The following is a 16099-nucleotide window of genomic DNA, read 5'->3' as shown; positions in this document are numbered from 1 at the left end:
GAGTACCCCCGTGTCTCAGTTCTGGTGGCTGTGTGCGCTGTGGTGGCTCTGCGGGTATCGGTCCTCGTCCTCGTCCTCGTCGTCGTCGCGGAGGACGTTCGTGCCCTGGACGACCGCTGCCGCGTCCTTCGCCTCGACGCGGGCCACGACGACGTGCGGCCGGCCCGGGTGAGGGGCGGTGAAGGCGTCGAAGAGCGCCTGGTGGTCGCGGCCGTCGACCGTCACCGCCGACCAGCCCTCGGCCTCGAAGCGCGACGCCAGGCCGCCGGGCCAGCCGTGCGTCGCCGACCGGTTGTCCACGACGACGACGTTCAGCCGGTCCAGGCCCACGGCACCGGCGTACTGGACGGCCTCGAGGTTGCTGCCCTCGTCCATCTCGGCGTCGCCGACCAGCGTCCACACGCGCGGCTCGGTCAGGCCCTGGGCCCGCAGGCCGAGGGCGCTGCCGACCGCGAGCCCGAGACCGTGCCCGAGCGAACCGGAGCCGATCTCGGCACCCGGCACGAGCGTGCGGTCCGGGTGGTGCCCGAGCGGGGAGTCGTAGGCGCCGAAGCCGGTCAGCCACTCTTCGGGGACGAAGCCGCGGGCGGCGAGCACGGCGTAGTACGCCATCGGGCCGTGGCCCTTGGAGAGGAGGAAACGGTCGCGTTCCGGGTCGTCCGGGGCGTTGGGCGAGATCCGCAGGACGCGGTCGTAGAGCACCCACAGCACGTCGAGCGTCGAGGTGGCCGCGGGTCCGTGCTTCTCGTCGCCGGTCATGCGGGACATCAGCCCGCGCAGATCGTCGTACCCGTAAGGGCGGGTCCCCGTTTTCGTTGCCATGCGGCGACTGTGCAACTTCAAGCGCACTTGAGGTCAAGCCGGGCGCGGCCGATAGTGGGTGGGTATGAGCCCCACCTCACGTGACCTGCTGCCCATCGGCGAGCTCGCGGCCCGCAGCGGCCATGCGCCCTCGGCGCTGCGCTACTACGAGGACCTCGGCCTGATCCACGCCGAACGGACCGCCGGCGGCCAGCGGCGCTACCGGCGCGCGACGCTGCGGCGGCTCGCCTTCATCCGGGCCGCCCAGCGGATCGGCCTCTCGCTGGACGAGGTCCGGGCCGCGCTCGCGCGGCTGCCGGAGGGGCATGTGCCGACCACGGCGGAGTGGAACGCGATCGCGACGGCGTGGCAGGAGCGGATCGACGAGCAGATCGCGGAGCTGCGGCGGCTGCGGGACCGGCTGACGGAGTGCGTGGGGTGCGGGTGCCTGTCGGTGAGCCACTGCAGCCTGTCGAATCCCGGAGACGTGGCGGCGGGGGGCGGGGCGGGGGCGCGGTACCTGCTGGGGGACGAGCCGGTGGGGTGAGGGGGCTGGGCGCCGCCCGGCAGGCGGGGAGCTGATGCCGGCCGGGCGGCGCCCAGCAGGAGCCCGGCTCAGACCCCCTCGACCTTGAAGGGGTCGTGCTCGGCGAGGAGCTTGTCGAGACGGGCCTGGTCGACGCGGGTGGCGACCTGACCGATCTCCTGACGGTCACGGATGACCTTGGCCAGGGTGAACGCGGAGGTCACCACGTAGAGCAGCCCGACCGCGAGGAAGGCCCGGATCCAGGCCCCGACGGGGAGGTAGGCCACCCCGATGACCATCGCGCCGAGCGACAGCGCGAACGAGATCGCAGCCTGGACGGCGAAGGCCGCCGTCGTCTGCTGCTGAGGAATCACCTTCGTCATACCGCCAGGGTCCCGCCGCTGTGACCCACCCCACATGAGTACCGCTACTCATCCCGGCTGGGCCTTTCCCCCCACGTCCGGGGTGCGAGCGAACACCCCCCGAGGTGCGGTATTGTTCTCGTGCGAGGTCAGCCCGGGGCCCAAACCCCGAACCGACCAAGTACCGGGACGTGGCGCAGCTTGGTAGCGCACTTGACTGGGGGTCAAGGGGTCGCAGGTTCAAATCCTGTCGTCCCGACGGTGCACGAAGCCCGCTGGCGGAGCATACCGCTCCAGCTCAGCGGGCTTCTTCGCGTTCTCAGCGAACTACACGCAAGTGCCGCCCGGGCGCCTCCTTGGGGACCATTTGCGGACCAACTCCTGTTTCACGGGATCGGGGCGCCTGGTCGAGGTTGCCCCTGCCGAAAACCTCATCCGCGCAGGTCACGCGGCATGTTGGTACTCGTGGAGGATGCCGCCGAGGCGGTCGCGTTTTCGTATGTCGAGGCGGGAGATCTGGCCTGGATCGGTGATGGGCGAGGGCAACGGATGAAGGGGGCGGGCGTTGGCGATGCCTTGGTGCGGTCGGTGCTCGTTGTAGAACTGTTCGAACTCCCGCAGGGCATGCAGCAGGTGGCGGTGGTTCCATATGAGGGTGCGGTCCAGTAGCCCGCGTCGGCAGGTCTGCACCCACCGTTCCATGATCGAGTTCATGCGTGGCATCCGTACGCCGCTGAGGACCACTTCCACGCCAGCATCGTTGAGGATGGTGTCGAACAGGGCAGGGAACTTCCCGTCCCGGTCCCGGCTCAGGAACCGCGCGCGGCAGTCGGCGTCCTGGAGGTCCATGACGAGGTTCCTTGCGGTCTGGGTCACCCAGGACGTGGTGGGATGTGCAGTGGCGCCGAGGACGCGGATCCGCCGGCTTGCGTGCTCGATCACGGTGAAGACATAGAGCCGCGCTCCGGACAGGGTGACGGTCTCCAGGAAGTCGCAGGCCAGGAGCGCGTCGGCCTGGGAGCGCAGGAAGTCTGCCCACGTACTGGAGGCTCGCTCCGGCGCCGGGTCGATACCGGCTTCTTTCAGGATCTCCCAGACGGTCGAGGAGGCCGCTTTCACGCCTAGGACGAGGAGCTCACCGTGAATACGGCGGTAGCCCCAGCTGGGGTTTTCCCGCGCGAGCCGCAGCACCAGGAGCCGGATGGAGCGGACGATCCGGGGGCGTCCCGAACGCTTCGGACGGGAACGAGCCGCGTGGCGGCGTGCGACCAAATCCCGGTGCCAGCGCAATACCGTGTCCGGGCGTACCAGCAGTCGTACCCGGTGCAGTACGTTCCGCGGCAACCGATGCAGCAGGGCCGCGAGGAACGCGCGATCACTCGGGGTGAACCGCAAGCTTTCTTGGCCGAGTTGGCGTTCCAGGACCATGATCTGATGACGCAGCGCGAGGATTTCCGCGTCCCGGTCCCGGTCGGTCATGGGCGGCAGACGCAGCATCGCGAACGCGTTCGTCGCGGTCAGGTAGGCCAGTCGCAGCAACACAATTGATCATCATGCCGGGGCGCTTGCCCACCGCGCGAGAGCACCGTCCGGACGTCTACGGGCTCCGAGCCTGGGCGCCTCCTCCACCGGTTCTCACCAGGGAGGATGAGGTTTTTCGGCAGGGGCACCGTCACCTGCCTGGCCTTCGCCTTCTTCTCCCTGCGCCGTCGCGACATCACCGGAGGCTGACGCATGAACCGCACCCGTCTGCTCAAGGCCGGCCTCGGCCTGGCCGTGGCGGCCGCAGCCGTGACCGCAACGACCGCCGCGGGCTCGCCCGACGTCACCAAGGTCCGCGTGGAGAAGGCGCTGGCCCCCACGTTCGCCAACCTCTACGTCCAGCAGTCCCACATCCTCGGCATCCCCGGCATCACCGTCGCGGGCATCGACGCCTCCGCCACGTGCGACCGCGCCGGTCCGAAGGTCGCCGACGTGGGCTCCGGCGCGGACTGGATCTGCAAGATCACCTTCCACGACGACCACCAGAAGGTGCAGACCGGCAAGTTCGAGCTCCAGATCAAGGCCGACTCCACCTACGTCGCCGGCGGCCCGTCCAAACTGATCGGCCTGGCCACCATCACCGACAGGTCCGGCAAGGACGTCCCCAACCCCGTCTTCGCGTTCGACGGCGCCCTCAACCCGAACGGCTAGAGACCGCCCTTCACAACTCAGCGCCGCGACGGAGATCATCGGCGCTGAGAGCAAGGACCGCGGCGCATCGCCGCGGTCCTGCGGGTGGCCCGCCACGACGCCGCGGTGGCGGCCCTTTCAAAGGGCGTCGATGCCGCGCGTGATGCGTCGCGCGGCGTTGGTGAGGATCGACGGGTCGCGCATCGTGTTGGCGAGCAGTGCGCTGCCCTCATAGGCGGCCATCAGCTCGAGCGCGAGTTCCTCCGCGTCGTCGCGGCCGAGCGCGCGGTACTGCTCCCCCATCCACGCGATCGGCAGCCGCATGAGCACGGCGGCCGGGCTCGTCTCGAGGTGGCGATTGCCGAGCTCCGAGCAGATGGTGCCGAGCGGGCAGCCGAACTCGGCGATCAGCTCGCGCTGGGAGGCGAACTGCTCCACCAGGGCTTTGAGCCTGGCCTTGGGGGAGTCGTGACGGCTCTCGATCTCGGTGAGATTCGCCCTGACCTGGGCTGCGTGGGCGTCGATGACCGCCGTGACGACATCGTCCTTGGTCTTGAAGTAGTAGTAGACGCCGCCGGCCGGGACCTCGGCGCGGTGAGCGATGTCGGCGAGCGTGGTGCGCTCCACGCCCTCCTGGTGCAGCAGCTCGATCGCCGCGCCCAGGAGCCGCTCGCGTTTGCCCTGGCGCATCCTGGTCGGCTGCCCGGCGGCGGATCCCTCGGTTCGTACGTCAGTCATCTCGTATCCGGTGCTTGCGGAGTCTCGCCCGTCCATGCTCAACGCCTCTCAACCTTAGGTGACTCCGGGGAAACCTCGCCGCTCGGCGCCTCGCCGTCGACCATGACCAGCGGCGCCGACTCCTTCGTGTTGCCGATGCGCAGGGCAAGCAACGCCGCGCACGCCATCAGAACGCTGCCCACGAGCAGTGCCCGGTGATACCCCGCGGCTGCCGCCACGACCCGCGGTGCGTGCTGGGTCAGCAGTTCGGCGGTGCGGCTGGTTGCGACCACCGACAAGATGGAGAGCCCCAGCGCGCTGCCGATCTGCTGCGAGGAGTTGAGGAGCCCGGCTGCCAGGCCCGCCTTGTCGGACGGCACCCCCGCGTTCGCCGCGGCGGTGACCGACACGAACACCGCCCCGGCCCCGAATGCCATCACCAGCAGACCGGGCAGCAGGTCGGTGGTGTACGAGCCGTGCAGCGGCGTGCGCGAGACCGCGTAGATCCCGGCTGCGGCGACGAGACATCCGGCCGCGGCCGTGACCCGGGTCCCGATGCGCGGGATCAACCGCCCGGAGACCCCGCCCGCCACGGCGAATCCGGCGGTGATCGGCAGGTAGGCCGCGCCCGCCTTCATGGGGGAGTAGTGCAGCACCTCCTGCATGTAGAGCGTCGCGTAGAACAGCACGGAGAAGAACCCGGCGAAGGCGATCAACTGGGTCAGGTCCGCCGCAACCAGGCCTTTGACGCGCAGGATGGCGAAGGGCAGCAGCGGATGGCTGCTGTGCGCCTCGTTCAGCGCGAACCCGGTGAGCAAGGCCGCCGCCCCGCCGAGTGCGAGCAGCGTCTGGCCGGAGCCCCAGCCGACCGCGGGCACCCGGACGAAGCCGTAGACCAGCGCGAGCATCCCGCCCGTCACCAGCGCCGCGCCGGCCGTGTCGAACGGCGCCCGGCCCGCACCGCCGGCCCGGCCCCGGCGGTCTTTGGCCAGCAGTACCAGCGCGCCGACGGCGACGGCGACGGAGATCGGCGGATTGACGAAGAACACCCAGCGCCAGCCGGGACCCTGCGCCATCACCCCGCCGAGGAAGACCCCGACCGCCGCGGCCATCCCGCTGACCGCACCCCACACCCCGAGCGCCGCCGTGCGATCGCGCCCGCGGAAGCTCGTGGTCAGCTGCGACAGCGCGGCCGGCGCCATCAGCGCAGCACCGAGCCCCTGCACCAACCGCGCCCCGACCAGCACCCCCGAACTCGTGGCCGCCCCCGCCGCCAGCGAGGAGAGCGCGAACACGCCCAATCCGCCGAGCAGCATCCGCCGCCGCCCGAGCAGGTCGCTCAGGCGTCCGCCGAGCAGCAGAAAGCCGCCGTACGTCAGCACGTAGCCGCTGGCCACCCACTGGAGGTTCTGCTGCGAGAATCCGAGGCTGCGCTGGATCGACGGCAGCGCCACATTCACGATGGCGGCGTCGACGATGTCCAGGAACTGCACCGCGCACAGCAGCACCAGCGTCGCCACCCCGATCCGCGACCTCAGCGCAAGCCGCACGGTGCCCGCGGCGCCTGTGGCGTCACCGCCACGGGCGCCGCCGCCCCTTTCATCGGCCCTTCCTCGACCTCCCTGTCGCCCTTGCCCCGCACCTTTGTCCCGTTGCTCCGCCACGACCTGCCGGCGACCCGCGTCCATGGCACACTTCCTCGTTCGAGTGAGTTAACTCACTCAGTCTTTGCCTCCGCGTGCATCCTGTCAAGTGAGTGCACTCACTCAGTGCTGCGGCCCAGCTGGACGACTCCAACGCAGGCGCACCAACCCCTCAAACAGAACGGCGATTCTGGTAGCGTCTCCCGTAAGCAGAACCGCGATTCCTTTTGTGGGAGGCGTGGTGCCTCGGCTCACCGACGCGCGCAAGGAACTCCGGCGTACCCAGATCGCCGAGGCCGCTGTCCGCTGCTTCAGCCGCAACGGCCTGGAGCGGACCTCGATCGCCGACATCACCGCCGAGTCCGGCCTCTCGGTCGGCTCGATCTATGCGCACTACCGAAACAAGGCCGACCTGGTGCGCGCCGCCGCCCGCCAGATGCTCCATCAACGCGCCGGCACCATCGGCGAGTTCGCCGCGGCCGACGTCCCGCCCGACCCCGACGAACTGCTCTCCCGGCTGACCGCCGCAATCGACCCCGTCCAGGCCCGCGTCGCTGTACAGACCTGGAGCGAGGCGACCACCGACCCGGCCGTCCACGACATCGTCGTCGACGCCACCGACCGGGTGCGCGCGATGCTGCACGACTGCATCACGGCCTGGCTCGTCAAGGTCGAGCACCATGAGCCGCCTCAGGCCCGGGAGCACGCCGCCCCGATCGCCCACCGCGTCATGGCGCTCTACCAGGCCGAACTGCTGTACACCGCCTTGCGCTCACCCAGCGAGGAGACACCGTCGTGATGACCGCGACCGCTTCGTTCGCCGCCCGCACCGTTTTCCGGATCGGCTACGGGGCATTGCAGCTCGAGCGGCTGCACGACCGCCGCGGCGAGGCCGTCGCGCTGGTGCGCCGCGCGGTCGAGCTGGGCGTCGACCACGTCGACACCGCCGAGTTCTACGGCTTCGGTTTCGCCAACGATGTGATCCGCGACTTCGCCCCGAGGACGACGTCCTGGTCGTCACGAAGGTGGGGGCCGACCCCGACCCGGGCGGGCGCCTGCCCCTGCGTCTGGCGCAGCGGCCCGAGCAGCTGCGTGCCAGCGTCGAGGACAACCTGCGCAGCCTCGGCGTCGACCGGCTCGCGGTCGTCAACCTCCGCCGCCTGGACACCGGTCCCGGACTCCGTCCTGAGGGCGATCAGGTCGTCGACCTCGACGACCAGCTCGCAGCGATGACCGCCCTGCGCGACGAGGGCAAGATCGGCGCGATCGGCCTGAGCAGCGTCACCCTCGACGGCCTGCGCCGTGCCCTGCCCGCCGGAGTCGTCTGCGTGCAGAACGCCTACAGTCTCGTCTCCCGCGACGACGAGGATATGCTGCGGCTGTGTGCGGCCGAGGGCATCGCCTGGGTGCCGTTCTTCCCGCTCGGCGGGGCAGTCCCCGGCCTGCCCAAAGCGACCGACGAGCCAGTGGTGCACGCCGTGGCCGAGTCCCTGGGCGCCACGCCCTCCCAGGTCGGCCTCGCCTGGCTGCTCCACCACGCCCCGAACGCGCTGCTCATCCCGGGCACCGCCAACACCGCCCATCTGGAGGCCAACATCGCGGTCAGCGAGATCGCGCTCGACGCCGAGACCCTCGCCACCCTCGACGGCGTCGAGTCCCGCTCCAACGAAGTCCCCATCGGCTGACCGGACCCAACGCTCGGTTCGCGACCACACCACCCCACTCCGGGCACCCCGGCCGACCACCAGGCCGCGCCGGGAAACCCCGCTCCACCAGGCTCCGGGGACGGATCATGAAGGCCATCGTCTACCGCGACCACGGCGCCCCGACGTTCTCCAGTTCGTCGAGCGTGAGCCGCCCGAGCCCGGCCCCGGCGAGGTTCGCGTCCGGGTCGCCGTGTCCGGGATCAACCCGGCCGACTGGCAAGCGCGCTCCGGCGTCGGCCACCCCAAGCACTTCCTGGAGGTCACCCCGCACCACGACGGCGCCGGCACGATCGACGCCGTCGGTGAGGGTGTCGACCCCAGCCGGGTCGGTCAGCGCGTCTGGCTGTTCATGGCCGCCGCCGGGCGACCCACCGGCACCGCTGCCGAGTTCACCGTCGTGCCCGCCGAACAGGCCGTGCCACTGCCCGACGAGGCCGGCTTCGACGTCGGCGCCGCACTCGGAGTCCCCGCGCTGACCGCGCACCGCGCACTCACCGTCGCCGAGAACGGGCCGCGCCGGCTGCGTCCCGGGGCACTCGCCGGGAAGGCGGTACTCGCGGCGGGCGGGGCCGGAGCGGTCGGGCACGCCGTGATCCAGCTCGCCCGATGGGCCGGCGCCACCGTGCTCAGCACGATCAGCAGCTCGGAGAAAGCACGGCTGGCCACGGCCGCCGGAGCCCACCACGTGATCAACTACCGCCAGGGCGACCCGGCCACCGAGATCCGCGAGATCGCCCCGGACGGCGTCGACATCGTCGCCGAGGTGGCCCTGGGCACGAACCTCGCCCTGGACCCGGCCGTACTGCGAACCCGCGGCACAATCTCGACCTACGCCAACGACGGTGGCAAGCCGGTCGAACTGAACGTGCCGCAGAACATGGTGCTGAACACGCGCTTCCAGTTCCTGGTGCTCTACACGGCGGGTCCGCAGGCACGCGACGCAGCCGTCCAGGACGTCGCCGCCGCGGTGCGCCGGTCGGCGAGGAGCACGCGGCCTGCCGCTGCTTCGCTTCCCGCTCGACCGCACCGCCGACGCGCACCGCGCGGTCGAGAGCCGCACGGTCGGCAAGGTCCTGGTGGACGTCACCTCCTGACGTCCCGTCGGCCACTGCGTGCCGGCCGGCCCAGGGAACGCATGAAGCTGTACATGCTGGCGACCGCCATCCGGGAGGGACGAGCGTCGGGCGGGTGCGCGGTCCTGGCTACGGGCCGGCCGTGCCGGTGGAATTGCTGCGGGGGCAGGCGGCGACGGCCCAGGCTGCCTCGATCATCCGGAAGATCTCGTCCAACGCGGCGTCCGGACTGGGCGCCTCGCGAGCCAGTGAGTAGGCGTCGATCACGAACCTCGCGATCGTCCGGCTCGCCGTTGTGGTGAGTGACAGGTCGGGATCGGCGGCGATGGCCGTCGCCAGCGACTCCGCGTGGCGCAACCTCATCGACTCCTCGTACTCCCGCAAGGCGGGCGTTTCGTCGATGATGCGCCAGATCGGGGTGGCGCTGTCCGCCGTGCAATGCCGGACCAGGTACTGGATCTCGCGGCGTAGCGCGGGGATGAGCGGCTCCTGCGGCGCCCGGCCGGTGACCGCCCGCGTGAGGCGCTGCTCGAAGTCATCGCCCCGCTCGAACACCAGAGCCTCTTTCGAGGCGAAGTGGGAGAAGAGCGTGGTGACGGCCACGTCGGCCTCAGCGGCCACGTCACGGATTCCCACCGCTTCGTACCCGCGTTCCAGGAAGAGCCGAAGGGCGGCGTCGGCGATCTTCTGGCGGGTCGCGGCCTTCTTGCGCTCACGACGCCCGGGCGGAACGGTCATGCCCGGACACTACCAGATACGAACCTGTATCAAGTTCGAAAAGCTAACCGTTAGTGCTACGCTCCGCGGCATGAGAAAAGTGAGCTTCACCGAGTTCGGCGGACCGGACGTTCTGCACCTCGTGGACGCCGAGGAGCCCCACGCGGGCCCCGGCCGGATACGGATCACCGTGCGGGCGGCGGGTGTGAATCCCGTCGACTGGAGGATCCGTGAAGGCCAGAAGCTCGGAGCCCATCCGATCGAGCTGCCCTCCGGAGTCGGGCAGGACGCCGCCGGGGTGGTGGACGAGATCGGCGAGGGCGTCGAAGACGTCCGGGTCGGTGACCATGTCTTCGGTGAAGGCTTCAGCACCTATGCCGAGTTCGCTGTGCTGTCGGCCTGGGCCCGTATACCCGAGGGGCTGACGTTCGAAGAGGCGGCCGGATACCCATCCGTGGTGGAGACCGCGCTGCGCGTCATCCGTGAGGTCGGTGCGCAGTCCGGGCAGACGCTGCTGGTCAGCGGCGCGTCCGGGGGTGTCGGCTCAGCGGTGCTGCAGATCGCCCGCGACCGCGGCATCACGGTGATCGGCACGGCAGGGGTCGCGAATCAGGACTATCTGCGCAGCCTGGGCGCCCTCCCCACGACGTACGGCGAGGGCTGGGTCGAGCGGGTGCGGCAGCTCGGCCATGTCGACGCGGCTCTTGATCTGGCCGGCTCGGGCGTGATCCGCGAACTCGTCGAACTGGCCGGGAACCCGCGGAAGGTGATCTCCATCGCCGATCTCGGTGCGCCGGAGCTCGGTGTCCGATTCTCTGGTGTGGCCGGGAGCGTGCCGCAAGCGCTCGCCGTGGCCGCCGACCTCATCTCGCGGGGAAAACTCCACATCCCGGTCGAGAAGTCCTACACGCTCGCCGAGGCCGCGGCGGCGCACATCGACAGCCAAAGGGGCCACACGCGCGGGCGCCGAGTCATCGTCCCCTGAAAACCCGGGTGGGCAGGCATGCAGTGACGTGTTGCCCGGTCGCCGTCGCCGGTGTGCGGCCCTTGTCTGTGGCCGTCGGGAGGTATGACGATGTCGGTCGCCCAGGCTCGTTCACCGGAGTTCGTTTGACGACGAAGGTGTCGGACATGCGCGAGACGCTCCTGACGACCACTCTGGCGGCTGCTGCGGTGCCTGGTTTCGCTGCCGCGCCGACTGACGCGGCGTTCGCGGCCATTCCCGTGAAATCTCGTGGCTGGGCAGTGTCTGGTGGAGAGGTGGCTACCGCTCGGCGATGAGAGTGGGCAGCTCGCGCATGTCGTAGAAGACGGTGGTGTTGCGGCCTTCGAGGCGTTCGGCCGGGGTGAGTCCTCCTGCGTAGCCGAGCGCTCGCATGCCGGCGGCACGGGCAGCGTGGACGCCGGGTTGGCTGTCCTCGACGACCACGCAGGCTTCGGGATCGACGCCCATCCGCTGGGCGGCGTGCAGGAACAGGTCGGGCGCGGGCTTGCCCCGGGAGACTTCGGTGGAACTGTAGGTCTGCGCCGCCTCGCGGTCGGTGACCGAAGCTGCCGTGACCATCACGGCCAGCAGCAGCCCGAGGGTGTCCACCACGATGCGCCTTTTCCGGCCGTTGACCTTCTTCCCCGCGTCGAAGCCCCGGGTGGCAGCCGGAACCGACGCGGCTCCTTTCACCGACTGCGCGTCGATGATTACCGCGGTCGGCTCGGTATCGCGGTCGGCCGCCCGGCGGGCCCGGTCGCGCAGCCGGTCGTGCAACTCGGTGGTCAGGCCCCGGTCACGCCACCTGCGCCAGAACGCGTAGACGCGGTCCATGCGGGGAAGTCCGCGGGCATCGCCCGCCAGGTGATCCCGCCCGCGTCGCCCGCCAGGTGATCCCGCCCGCGACCAGATAGCGGACCGCGTCGACCATCTGCCAGTGGCAATAGCCCTCCGGCTGGCCGCCCCTGCCCTCCAGCCACGGCGGCACCGGCAGCAGGTCCCGCACCACAGCCCACTCCGCATCCGTCATGTCCGACGGATACCTCGACTCCCGCTCAGGGCGGTCGCCCGCATTCCCGAAACGGTGAGCGAGACAGTCGCACGACCGGGTGAGCGAGCTGGATCCGGCCGACGCGAAGGCGTAGAACTGCGACAACAGGGCCTCCTGGTGTCCTCGTTGGTCTCGACAACCCCGAGATGCACCGGAGGCCCTGCCCTCATACACGCCACGGCCGAAGATCACCCTACCGGGAAACCACACTCGAACCCACGCTCACCACGATCGATAGAGCAACGGGCTCTAAGACGCGCCCGTCGCGGGGGCGTCACCTGGCGGTGGGGCCCGGGTCGCCTGGGCGGCGTGTCTCGCGGAGGGCCTCGTACCCGCCGGGAGGCGCCGGGGCGTCGGAGGCTAGATGTGCGTCCGGGGCCGCCGCCTGCTTGTCAGGGTTGCTCAGACTGGCTAGGAGGCGCAGGGCGGCTTCGGACGGGGTGCCGGGTTCGGCGCTGTAGGCGATCATGCGCTGATCGCTGCTGCCCGGCAGCGTCAGGCTCTGGAAGGTGAGCTGCATGGTGCCCACCACAGGATGCTGCAGGTGCTTGACGCCGTCGGTGCAGGTGCGGACGGGGTGACGCGCCCACAAGGCGGCGAATTCACGGCTCTGCATGGCCAGCCGACCCACCAGACCTCCCAGGTCGCTGTCCTGGGGGTGGCGTCCGGCGACTAGCCGCAGGGAGGCGACCGCGAGTTGGGCCTCCTCCTCCCAGTTCTGGTAGAGATCGCGGCCTTGCGGGCTGAGGAAGAGGATGTCGGTGAGGTTGGGCCGGTCGGCGGGCCGCACCGGATCGTCGAAGCCGAGGTGGCCGGCCAGCAGGGCATGGCCGACGCGGTTCCAGGCCAGGACGTCGTTGCCGCGGTTGAGCACCACGGCGGGCACGTCGGGCATGGCGCCCAGCAGGTTGCGCATCGCCGCGGTGACCCGGTCGTGCGAGCGCGGCGGGGCCGTACGGCGGGGGGTCCTGGCGGGCCGGGCAAGATCCTTCAGGTGCGCGCGCTCGTCGTCGCTGAGGCGCAGGGCGACCGCGATGGCGTCCAGTACCTGTTCGGAGGTGCCGTTCCCGCGCCCCTGCTCCAGGCGGGTGTAGTGGGTGACGCTGACCCCGGCGAGCATCGCCAGTTCCTCGCGGCGCAGACCGGCCACCCGGCGCAGGCCGGAGTAAGGGTGCAGTCCGACGTCCTGCGGGCTCAGCCGGGCCCGCCGGGTCTTGAGGAAGTCGCCGAGTTCGGAGCTGCCGCCGGCGGCCTGGGGCACCGGGCCGGAGTCGCCGGACGCTGAGGGTGTCGAGGTCATCGTCAACTCCTGGTGGCCGGGGGGAAGGAGCGCGAGAAAAGCCGCTGTGTCCAGTCAACCCGCCAGAGCGGCCGGGCGTTCCCGTCGCGCGGACTTGTGCGTGGTCGTGCCATGACTACCCACGGCGTGGCACGTCACGACAGAGGTCTGGGTGGTCTGCCGGCCGGCCCGCAGGATCGGTGGTGAGGCGTCGCCACAGGCGCGGAAGGGACACCACAATCATGTCGCTGACCGAGTGCACCGGGACCGCACCGGTGATCGAGACCGTCCGGCCGCAGCCGCTGACCGGGCGGTTGAAGATCGTGCTGGCCGTGCTGTTGGTCGCCCAGTTCATGCTGGCCGTGGACTTCTCGATCCTGAACGTCGCCCTGCCCGACATCGGACAGGGGCTGGGCATCTCGCTGGGCAACCTGCAGTGGATCGCCACGGCATTCGCGCTCTGCGCGGGCGGGTTCACCCTGCTGTTCGGAAGGATTGCTGACCTGTTCGGCCGGCGCCGGCTGTTCCTGGTGGGCCTGGCTGTCCTCGGGCTCGCCTCGCTGGCCGGCGGCCTGGCGACCAGCCCGACGATGCTGATCACGGCCCGCGTCTTCCAGGGACTGGCCACGGCCGCCGTCACCCCGGCCGGTCTGTCGCTGATGACGACATCCTTCCCCGAGGGCCCGGCACGCGATCGCGCCCTGGGACTCAACGGGGCGCTGATGTCGGCCGGCTTCACCACCGGGGCGGTGCTCGGCGGCGTCCTCACCGACCTGCTGAGCTGGCGCTGGGCCTTCTTCATCAACGTGCCCGTCGCACTCGTGGTGCTGCTGATCGCCCCCTCGGTGATCAAGGAGTCCCGGCCGACCACCCGCCCGCGCCTTGACCTGCCCGGGGCCGCGCTGGTCACGCTCGGTCTGCTGGCGCTGGTGTTCGGCTTCACCCAGGCAGGCCGCGACGGCTGGGGATCGGTCACCACGCTGGGTTCGCTGGCCCTGGGAGCGGCGCTGCTGGCGCTGTTCTACGCCGTCGAGCGGCGCCAGCAGGCCCCGCTGATGCCGGTGACCGTGCTGCGCCGGCCGACGGTGGCCTGGGGGAACGCGGCCGGCCTGGTGGCCTTCCTCACCGAGACCTCCCTGGTCTTCCTGCTCACCTTGTACCTGCAGAAGGTCCTCGGGTTCTCCCCCCTCGAGGGGGGCTTGTCGTTCGGAGTGCTGGGACTGGGCACCGTGACCGGCGGTTCCTTCGCGCCGCGGATCATCGGCAGGATCGGTACCCGCGCCGCGCTCATCGCCGGCGGCGTGATCCAGGCGGTGGCGACCATTGCGCTGCTCGGACTGTCCTCCTCCACCGGCGGCTCGCTCGCGCTGCTGCTGATCGCCACCTTCGTCGGCGGTGTCGGCAATATGCTGGTGATCGTCGGGTTCATGATCACCGCGACGTCCGGGCTGCCCGACCACGAACAGGGTCTGGCCACCGGCGTGGCGACGATGACCCAGCAGATCGGCATCACCATGGGAACGCCGATCATGAGCGCCATCGCCACCGGCGCGATGGCCTCCTCCGCGGCCACCGCGGTTCTGCACGGCGTGAGCGTGGCCATCGCGGTCAACGCTTCCCTGGTCCTGCTCGCCGTCGCCGTCGCCGCGGTCTGCCTGCGCTCTCCCCGTGCGGCTGCCGCCCCGGCTCGGTGAGCAGCCGCCAGGCCGCACCCGACTCCAGGGCCGGGTGCGGCTCCGGAGCCTGGCCGGAAGCCCGAGCCGCAGGCGGCCGTGGCCCCGGCCACGTCGCGGGTGCAGTGGGCCCGGCCTCCCTGGCCGTGGGAGCCGGACCGTCCAGGGCGGGTGTAACGGGTCACGCCACCGCGTTCGCCGGCCAACCGGCCTACCGGTAAGAGGAAGCCAAGCCTGGGATGGAGCGGACGACGGCGGTGGCCGTGATGCTGGACAAGGCCACCCGCAGGTTGTTGGAGCGGACCACCACATCCGCATCCGGACAAGTCCGGCAGGTACTACGCGCCAGGATTGTGCTGGTGGCGGCGGACGGATTGACGAACGGCCAGATCGCTGTCGCCTGCGCCACCAGCGTTAACACGGTGCGCAAATGGCGTGGCCGTTTCGCGCTCCACGGGCTGCCCGGGTTAGACGACGCCCACCGCCCGGGGCGCCCGAAGCTCTATGGGCCCCAAGCGCGCGTCCAGATCGTGGCCACAGCCACGAGCGTGCCGCCATACACGGAGGCGACCTGATCCGGGCCCGAGTAGGAACCGAACAGAAAACCGGCGTAGCCGTCAAATCTTTTGACGGGCCGTGAGGGGGCTTCCCCCTCTGCGCTCACGAGACCGCCTCCGTCTCCTGCTCGGCTTCGGCGAAGGCTCGGTACAGCGAGGCGACCGAGGGGTGCTTGTCCCCCGGAGGCCCTGTCTCCATGCCTGCCCCGACCGAAGATCACCCGACCGGGAACCCACACTCGAACCCACGCTCACCACGCTCGATAGCGCAACAGCTTCTTAGCGGGCCGGGCTGGATCGCGTCTGGCGATACTCGCGGTGGGCCTGTCGCGTCACACGGCCCTGCGCACCCTGTTGCGCATCCCGCTGCCCACCGGGCGGGTGCCCCGCGTGGTCGGCGTCGACGACTTCGCCCTGCGCCGGCAGCACCGCTACGCCACCGTGGTGATCGACGCCGAGACCCATGAACGGATCGACGTACTGCCCGACCGCACCGCCGACACGCTGGAAGCCTGGCTGCGCGAGCATCCGGGCATCGACATCGTGTGCCGAGACGGCTCCGCGACCTACTCCGAGGCCATCCGCCGCGCCCTGCCCGACACAGTGCAGGTCATCGACCGGTGGCACCTGTGGCACAACCTGTGCGAAGCCGCCCTGAACGAGGTGAAAGCACACAGCACCTGCTGGGCCGCCGTGCTCGACGCCCCCATCTGCGACGGGCCCCGCGCGCAGACCACCCTCGAACGCTGGCGCCAGGTCCACAACCTGCTCGAGAAGGGCGTCGGCCTGCTCGAATGCGCCCGCCGACTGCAACTGTCCCTGAACACCGTCAAACGT

The 16099-nt window shown here is 70.5% G+C and carries 15 protein-coding genes, 1 tRNA gene and 3 pseudogenes; 10 read left to right on the top strand and 9 right to left on the bottom strand.

Annotated features, from left to right (window positions below; translation table 11 throughout):
* Window positions 1-15: 15 nt before the first annotated feature.
* Complete coding sequence (locus K7862_RS26235; RefSeq protein WP_222966825.1) at window positions 16-822, bottom strand: thiamine pyrophosphate-binding protein; 807 nt, start codon at window positions 820-822, stop codon at window positions 16-18.
* 64 nt (window positions 823-886) lie between these two features.
* Between K7862_RS26235 and soxR the strand changes: the two genes are divergently transcribed.
* A complete protein-coding gene (soxR, locus tag K7862_RS26230; RefSeq protein WP_222966823.1) occupies window positions 887-1348 on the top strand; it encodes a redox-sensitive transcriptional activator SoxR in 462 nt (153 codons plus the stop codon).
* A 68-nt stretch (window positions 1349-1416) separates the two neighbouring features.
* On the opposite strand, the gene K7862_RS26225 is transcribed toward soxR, so the two are convergent.
* Complete coding sequence (locus tag K7862_RS26225) at window positions 1417-1710, bottom strand: YiaA/YiaB family inner membrane protein (protein WP_262413827.1); 294 nt, start codon at window positions 1708-1710, stop codon at window positions 1417-1419.
* A gap of 164 nt (window positions 1711-1874) precedes the next feature.
* Here K7862_RS26225 and K7862_RS26220 point away from each other — a divergent pair.
* Window positions 1875-1948, top strand: a tRNA-Pro gene (locus K7862_RS26220).
* Window positions 1949-2133: 185 nt separating this feature from the next.
* Here K7862_RS26220 and K7862_RS26215 read toward each other — a convergent pair.
* The gene (locus K7862_RS26215) at window positions 2134-3231 is read right to left on the bottom strand and encodes an integrase core domain-containing protein (RefSeq protein ID WP_222966818.1); all 1098 of its coding nucleotides are present in this window, start codon (window positions 3229-3231) and stop codon (window positions 2134-2136) included.
* A 192-nt stretch (window positions 3232-3423) separates the two neighbouring features.
* Here K7862_RS26215 and K7862_RS26210 point away from each other — a divergent pair, with 192 nt between their 5' ends.
* A complete protein-coding gene (locus K7862_RS26210; protein WP_222966816.1) occupies window positions 3424-3882 on the top strand; it encodes a hypothetical protein in 459 nt (152 codons plus the stop codon).
* Between the two features lie 117 nt (window positions 3883-3999).
* On the opposite strand, the gene K7862_RS26205 is transcribed toward K7862_RS26210, so the two are convergent.
* The gene (locus K7862_RS26205) at window positions 4000-4599 is read right to left on the bottom strand and encodes a TetR/AcrR family transcriptional regulator (RefSeq protein ID WP_262413826.1); all 600 of its coding nucleotides are present in this window, start codon (window positions 4597-4599) and stop codon (window positions 4000-4002) included.
* Between the two features lie 38 nt (window positions 4600-4637).
* A complete protein-coding gene (locus K7862_RS26200; RefSeq protein ID WP_222966814.1) occupies window positions 4638-6098 on the bottom strand; it encodes an MFS transporter in 1461 nt (486 codons plus the stop codon).
* Between the two features lie 364 nt (window positions 6099-6462).
* On the opposite strand from K7862_RS26200, the gene K7862_RS26195 reads away from it, so the two are divergent.
* The 3 genes and pseudogenes from K7862_RS26195 to K7862_RS37840 all read left to right on the top strand — a co-directional run.
* A complete protein-coding gene (locus K7862_RS26195; RefSeq protein WP_222966812.1) occupies window positions 6463-7020 on the top strand; it encodes a TetR/AcrR family transcriptional regulator in 558 nt (185 codons plus the stop codon).
* Window positions 7020-7906, top strand: a pseudogene (locus tag K7862_RS26190) (aldo/keto reductase). Before K7862_RS26195 ends, K7862_RS26190 begins: the two are co-directional and overlap by 1 nt.
* 211 nt (window positions 7907-8117) lie before the next feature.
* Window positions 8118-8786 (top strand): annotated as a pseudogene (locus K7862_RS37840) (zinc-binding dehydrogenase); the annotation flags it as partial.
* A gap of 343 nt (window positions 8787-9129) precedes the next feature.
* Here the strand turns inward: K7862_RS37840 and K7862_RS26180 are convergent.
* Window positions 9130-9738: a TetR/AcrR family transcriptional regulator gene (locus K7862_RS26180; protein ID WP_222966810.1), complete on the bottom strand. Its 609-nt coding sequence runs from the start codon at window positions 9736-9738 to the stop codon at window positions 9130-9132.
* 70 nt (window positions 9739-9808) lie between these two features.
* Here K7862_RS26180 and K7862_RS26175 point away from each other — a divergent pair, with 70 nt between their 5' ends.
* A complete protein-coding gene (locus K7862_RS26175; protein WP_222966900.1) occupies window positions 9809-10702 on the top strand; it encodes an NADP-dependent oxidoreductase in 894 nt (297 codons plus the stop codon).
* Window positions 10703-10981: 279 nt separating this feature from the next.
* Here the strand turns inward: K7862_RS26175 and K7862_RS26170 are convergent, their stop codons facing one another.
* From K7862_RS26170 to K7862_RS26160, 3 genes are all read right to left on the bottom strand, one after another.
* The gene (locus K7862_RS26170; RefSeq protein WP_222966808.1) at window positions 10982-11536 is read right to left on the bottom strand and encodes an HAD-IA family hydrolase; all 555 of its coding nucleotides are present in this window, start codon (window positions 11534-11536) and stop codon (window positions 10982-10984) included.
* The gene (locus tag K7862_RS37835) at window positions 11499-11732 is read right to left on the bottom strand and encodes a transposase (protein ID WP_262413823.1); all 234 of its coding nucleotides are present in this window, start codon (window positions 11730-11732) and stop codon (window positions 11499-11501) included. The genes K7862_RS26170 and K7862_RS37835 overlap by 38 nt, the downstream gene beginning before the upstream one ends.
* Window positions 11733-12027: 295 nt before the next feature.
* Window positions 12028-13053, bottom strand: coding sequence for a helix-turn-helix transcriptional regulator (locus K7862_RS26160; protein ID WP_222966806.1), 1026 nt, complete (start codon window positions 13051-13053; stop codon window positions 12028-12030).
* Window positions 13054-13274: 221 nt separating this feature from the next.
* Between K7862_RS26160 and K7862_RS26155 the strand changes: the two genes are divergently transcribed.
* From K7862_RS26155 to K7862_RS26145, 3 genes and pseudogenes are all read left to right on the top strand, one after another.
* Window positions 13275-14726, top strand: coding sequence for an MFS transporter (locus tag K7862_RS26155; protein ID WP_222966804.1), 1452 nt, complete (start codon window positions 13275-13277; stop codon window positions 14724-14726).
* A 218-nt stretch (window positions 14727-14944) separates the two neighbouring features.
* Window positions 14945-15280 carry a helix-turn-helix domain-containing protein gene (locus K7862_RS26150; protein WP_222966802.1) on the top strand — a complete coding sequence of 112 codons (336 nt, stop codon included), beginning with the start codon at window positions 14945-14947 and terminating at the stop codon, window positions 15278-15280.
* Window positions 15281-15541: 261 nt separating this feature from the next.
* Window positions 15542-16099, top strand: a pseudogene (locus tag K7862_RS26145) (ISL3 family transposase); the annotation flags it as partial.

The sequence above is a fragment of the Actinacidiphila acidipaludis genome (genome assembly GCF_019890725.1).
Taxonomy (GTDB): Bacteria; Actinomycetota; Actinomycetes; order Streptomycetales; family Streptomycetaceae; genus Actinacidiphila; species Actinacidiphila acidipaludis.
The sequence above is the reverse complement of the archived record's forward strand: the minus strand, read 5'-3'. Positions and strand labels throughout refer to the sequence as shown.

Coding starts and splice junctions, on each gene's coding strand:
- K7862_RS26155 (WP_222966804.1), top strand. CDS start 13,275: ATGTCGCTGACCGAGTGCACCGGGACCGCACCGGTGATCGAGACCGTC.
- soxR (WP_222966823.1), top strand. CDS start 887: ATGAGCCCCACCTCACGTGACCTGCTGCCCATCGGCGAGCTCGCGGCC.
- K7862_RS26150 (WP_222966802.1), top strand. CDS start 14,945: ATGGAGCGGACGACGGCGGTGGCCGTGATGCTGGACAAGGCCACCCGC.
- K7862_RS26235 (WP_222966825.1), bottom strand. CDS start 822: ATGGCAACGAAAACGGGGACCCGCCCTTACGGGTACGACGATCTGCGC.
- K7862_RS26170 (WP_222966808.1), bottom strand. CDS start 11,536: ATGGACCGCGTCTACGCGTTCTGGCGCAGGTGGCGTGACCGGGGCCTG.
- K7862_RS37835 (WP_262413823.1), bottom strand. CDS start 11,732: ATGACGGATGCGGAGTGGGCTGTGGTGCGGGACCTGCTGCCGGTGCCG.
- K7862_RS26180 (WP_222966810.1), bottom strand. CDS start 9,738: ATGACCGTTCCGCCCGGGCGTCGTGAGCGCAAGAAGGCCGCGACCCGC.
- K7862_RS26160 (WP_222966806.1), bottom strand. CDS start 13,053: ATGACCTCGACACCCTCAGCGTCCGGCGACTCCGGCCCGGTGCCCCAG.
- K7862_RS26210 (WP_222966816.1), top strand. CDS start 3,424: ATGAACCGCACCCGTCTGCTCAAGGCCGGCCTCGGCCTGGCCGTGGCG.
- K7862_RS26175 (WP_222966900.1), top strand. CDS start 9,809: ATGAGAAAAGTGAGCTTCACCGAGTTCGGCGGACCGGACGTTCTGCAC.
- K7862_RS26205 (WP_262413826.1), bottom strand. CDS start 4,599: ATGACTGACGTACGAACCGAGGGATCCGCCGCCGGGCAGCCGACCAGG.
- K7862_RS26225 (WP_262413827.1), bottom strand. CDS start 1,710: ATGACGAAGGTGATTCCTCAGCAGCAGACGACGGCGGCCTTCGCCGTC.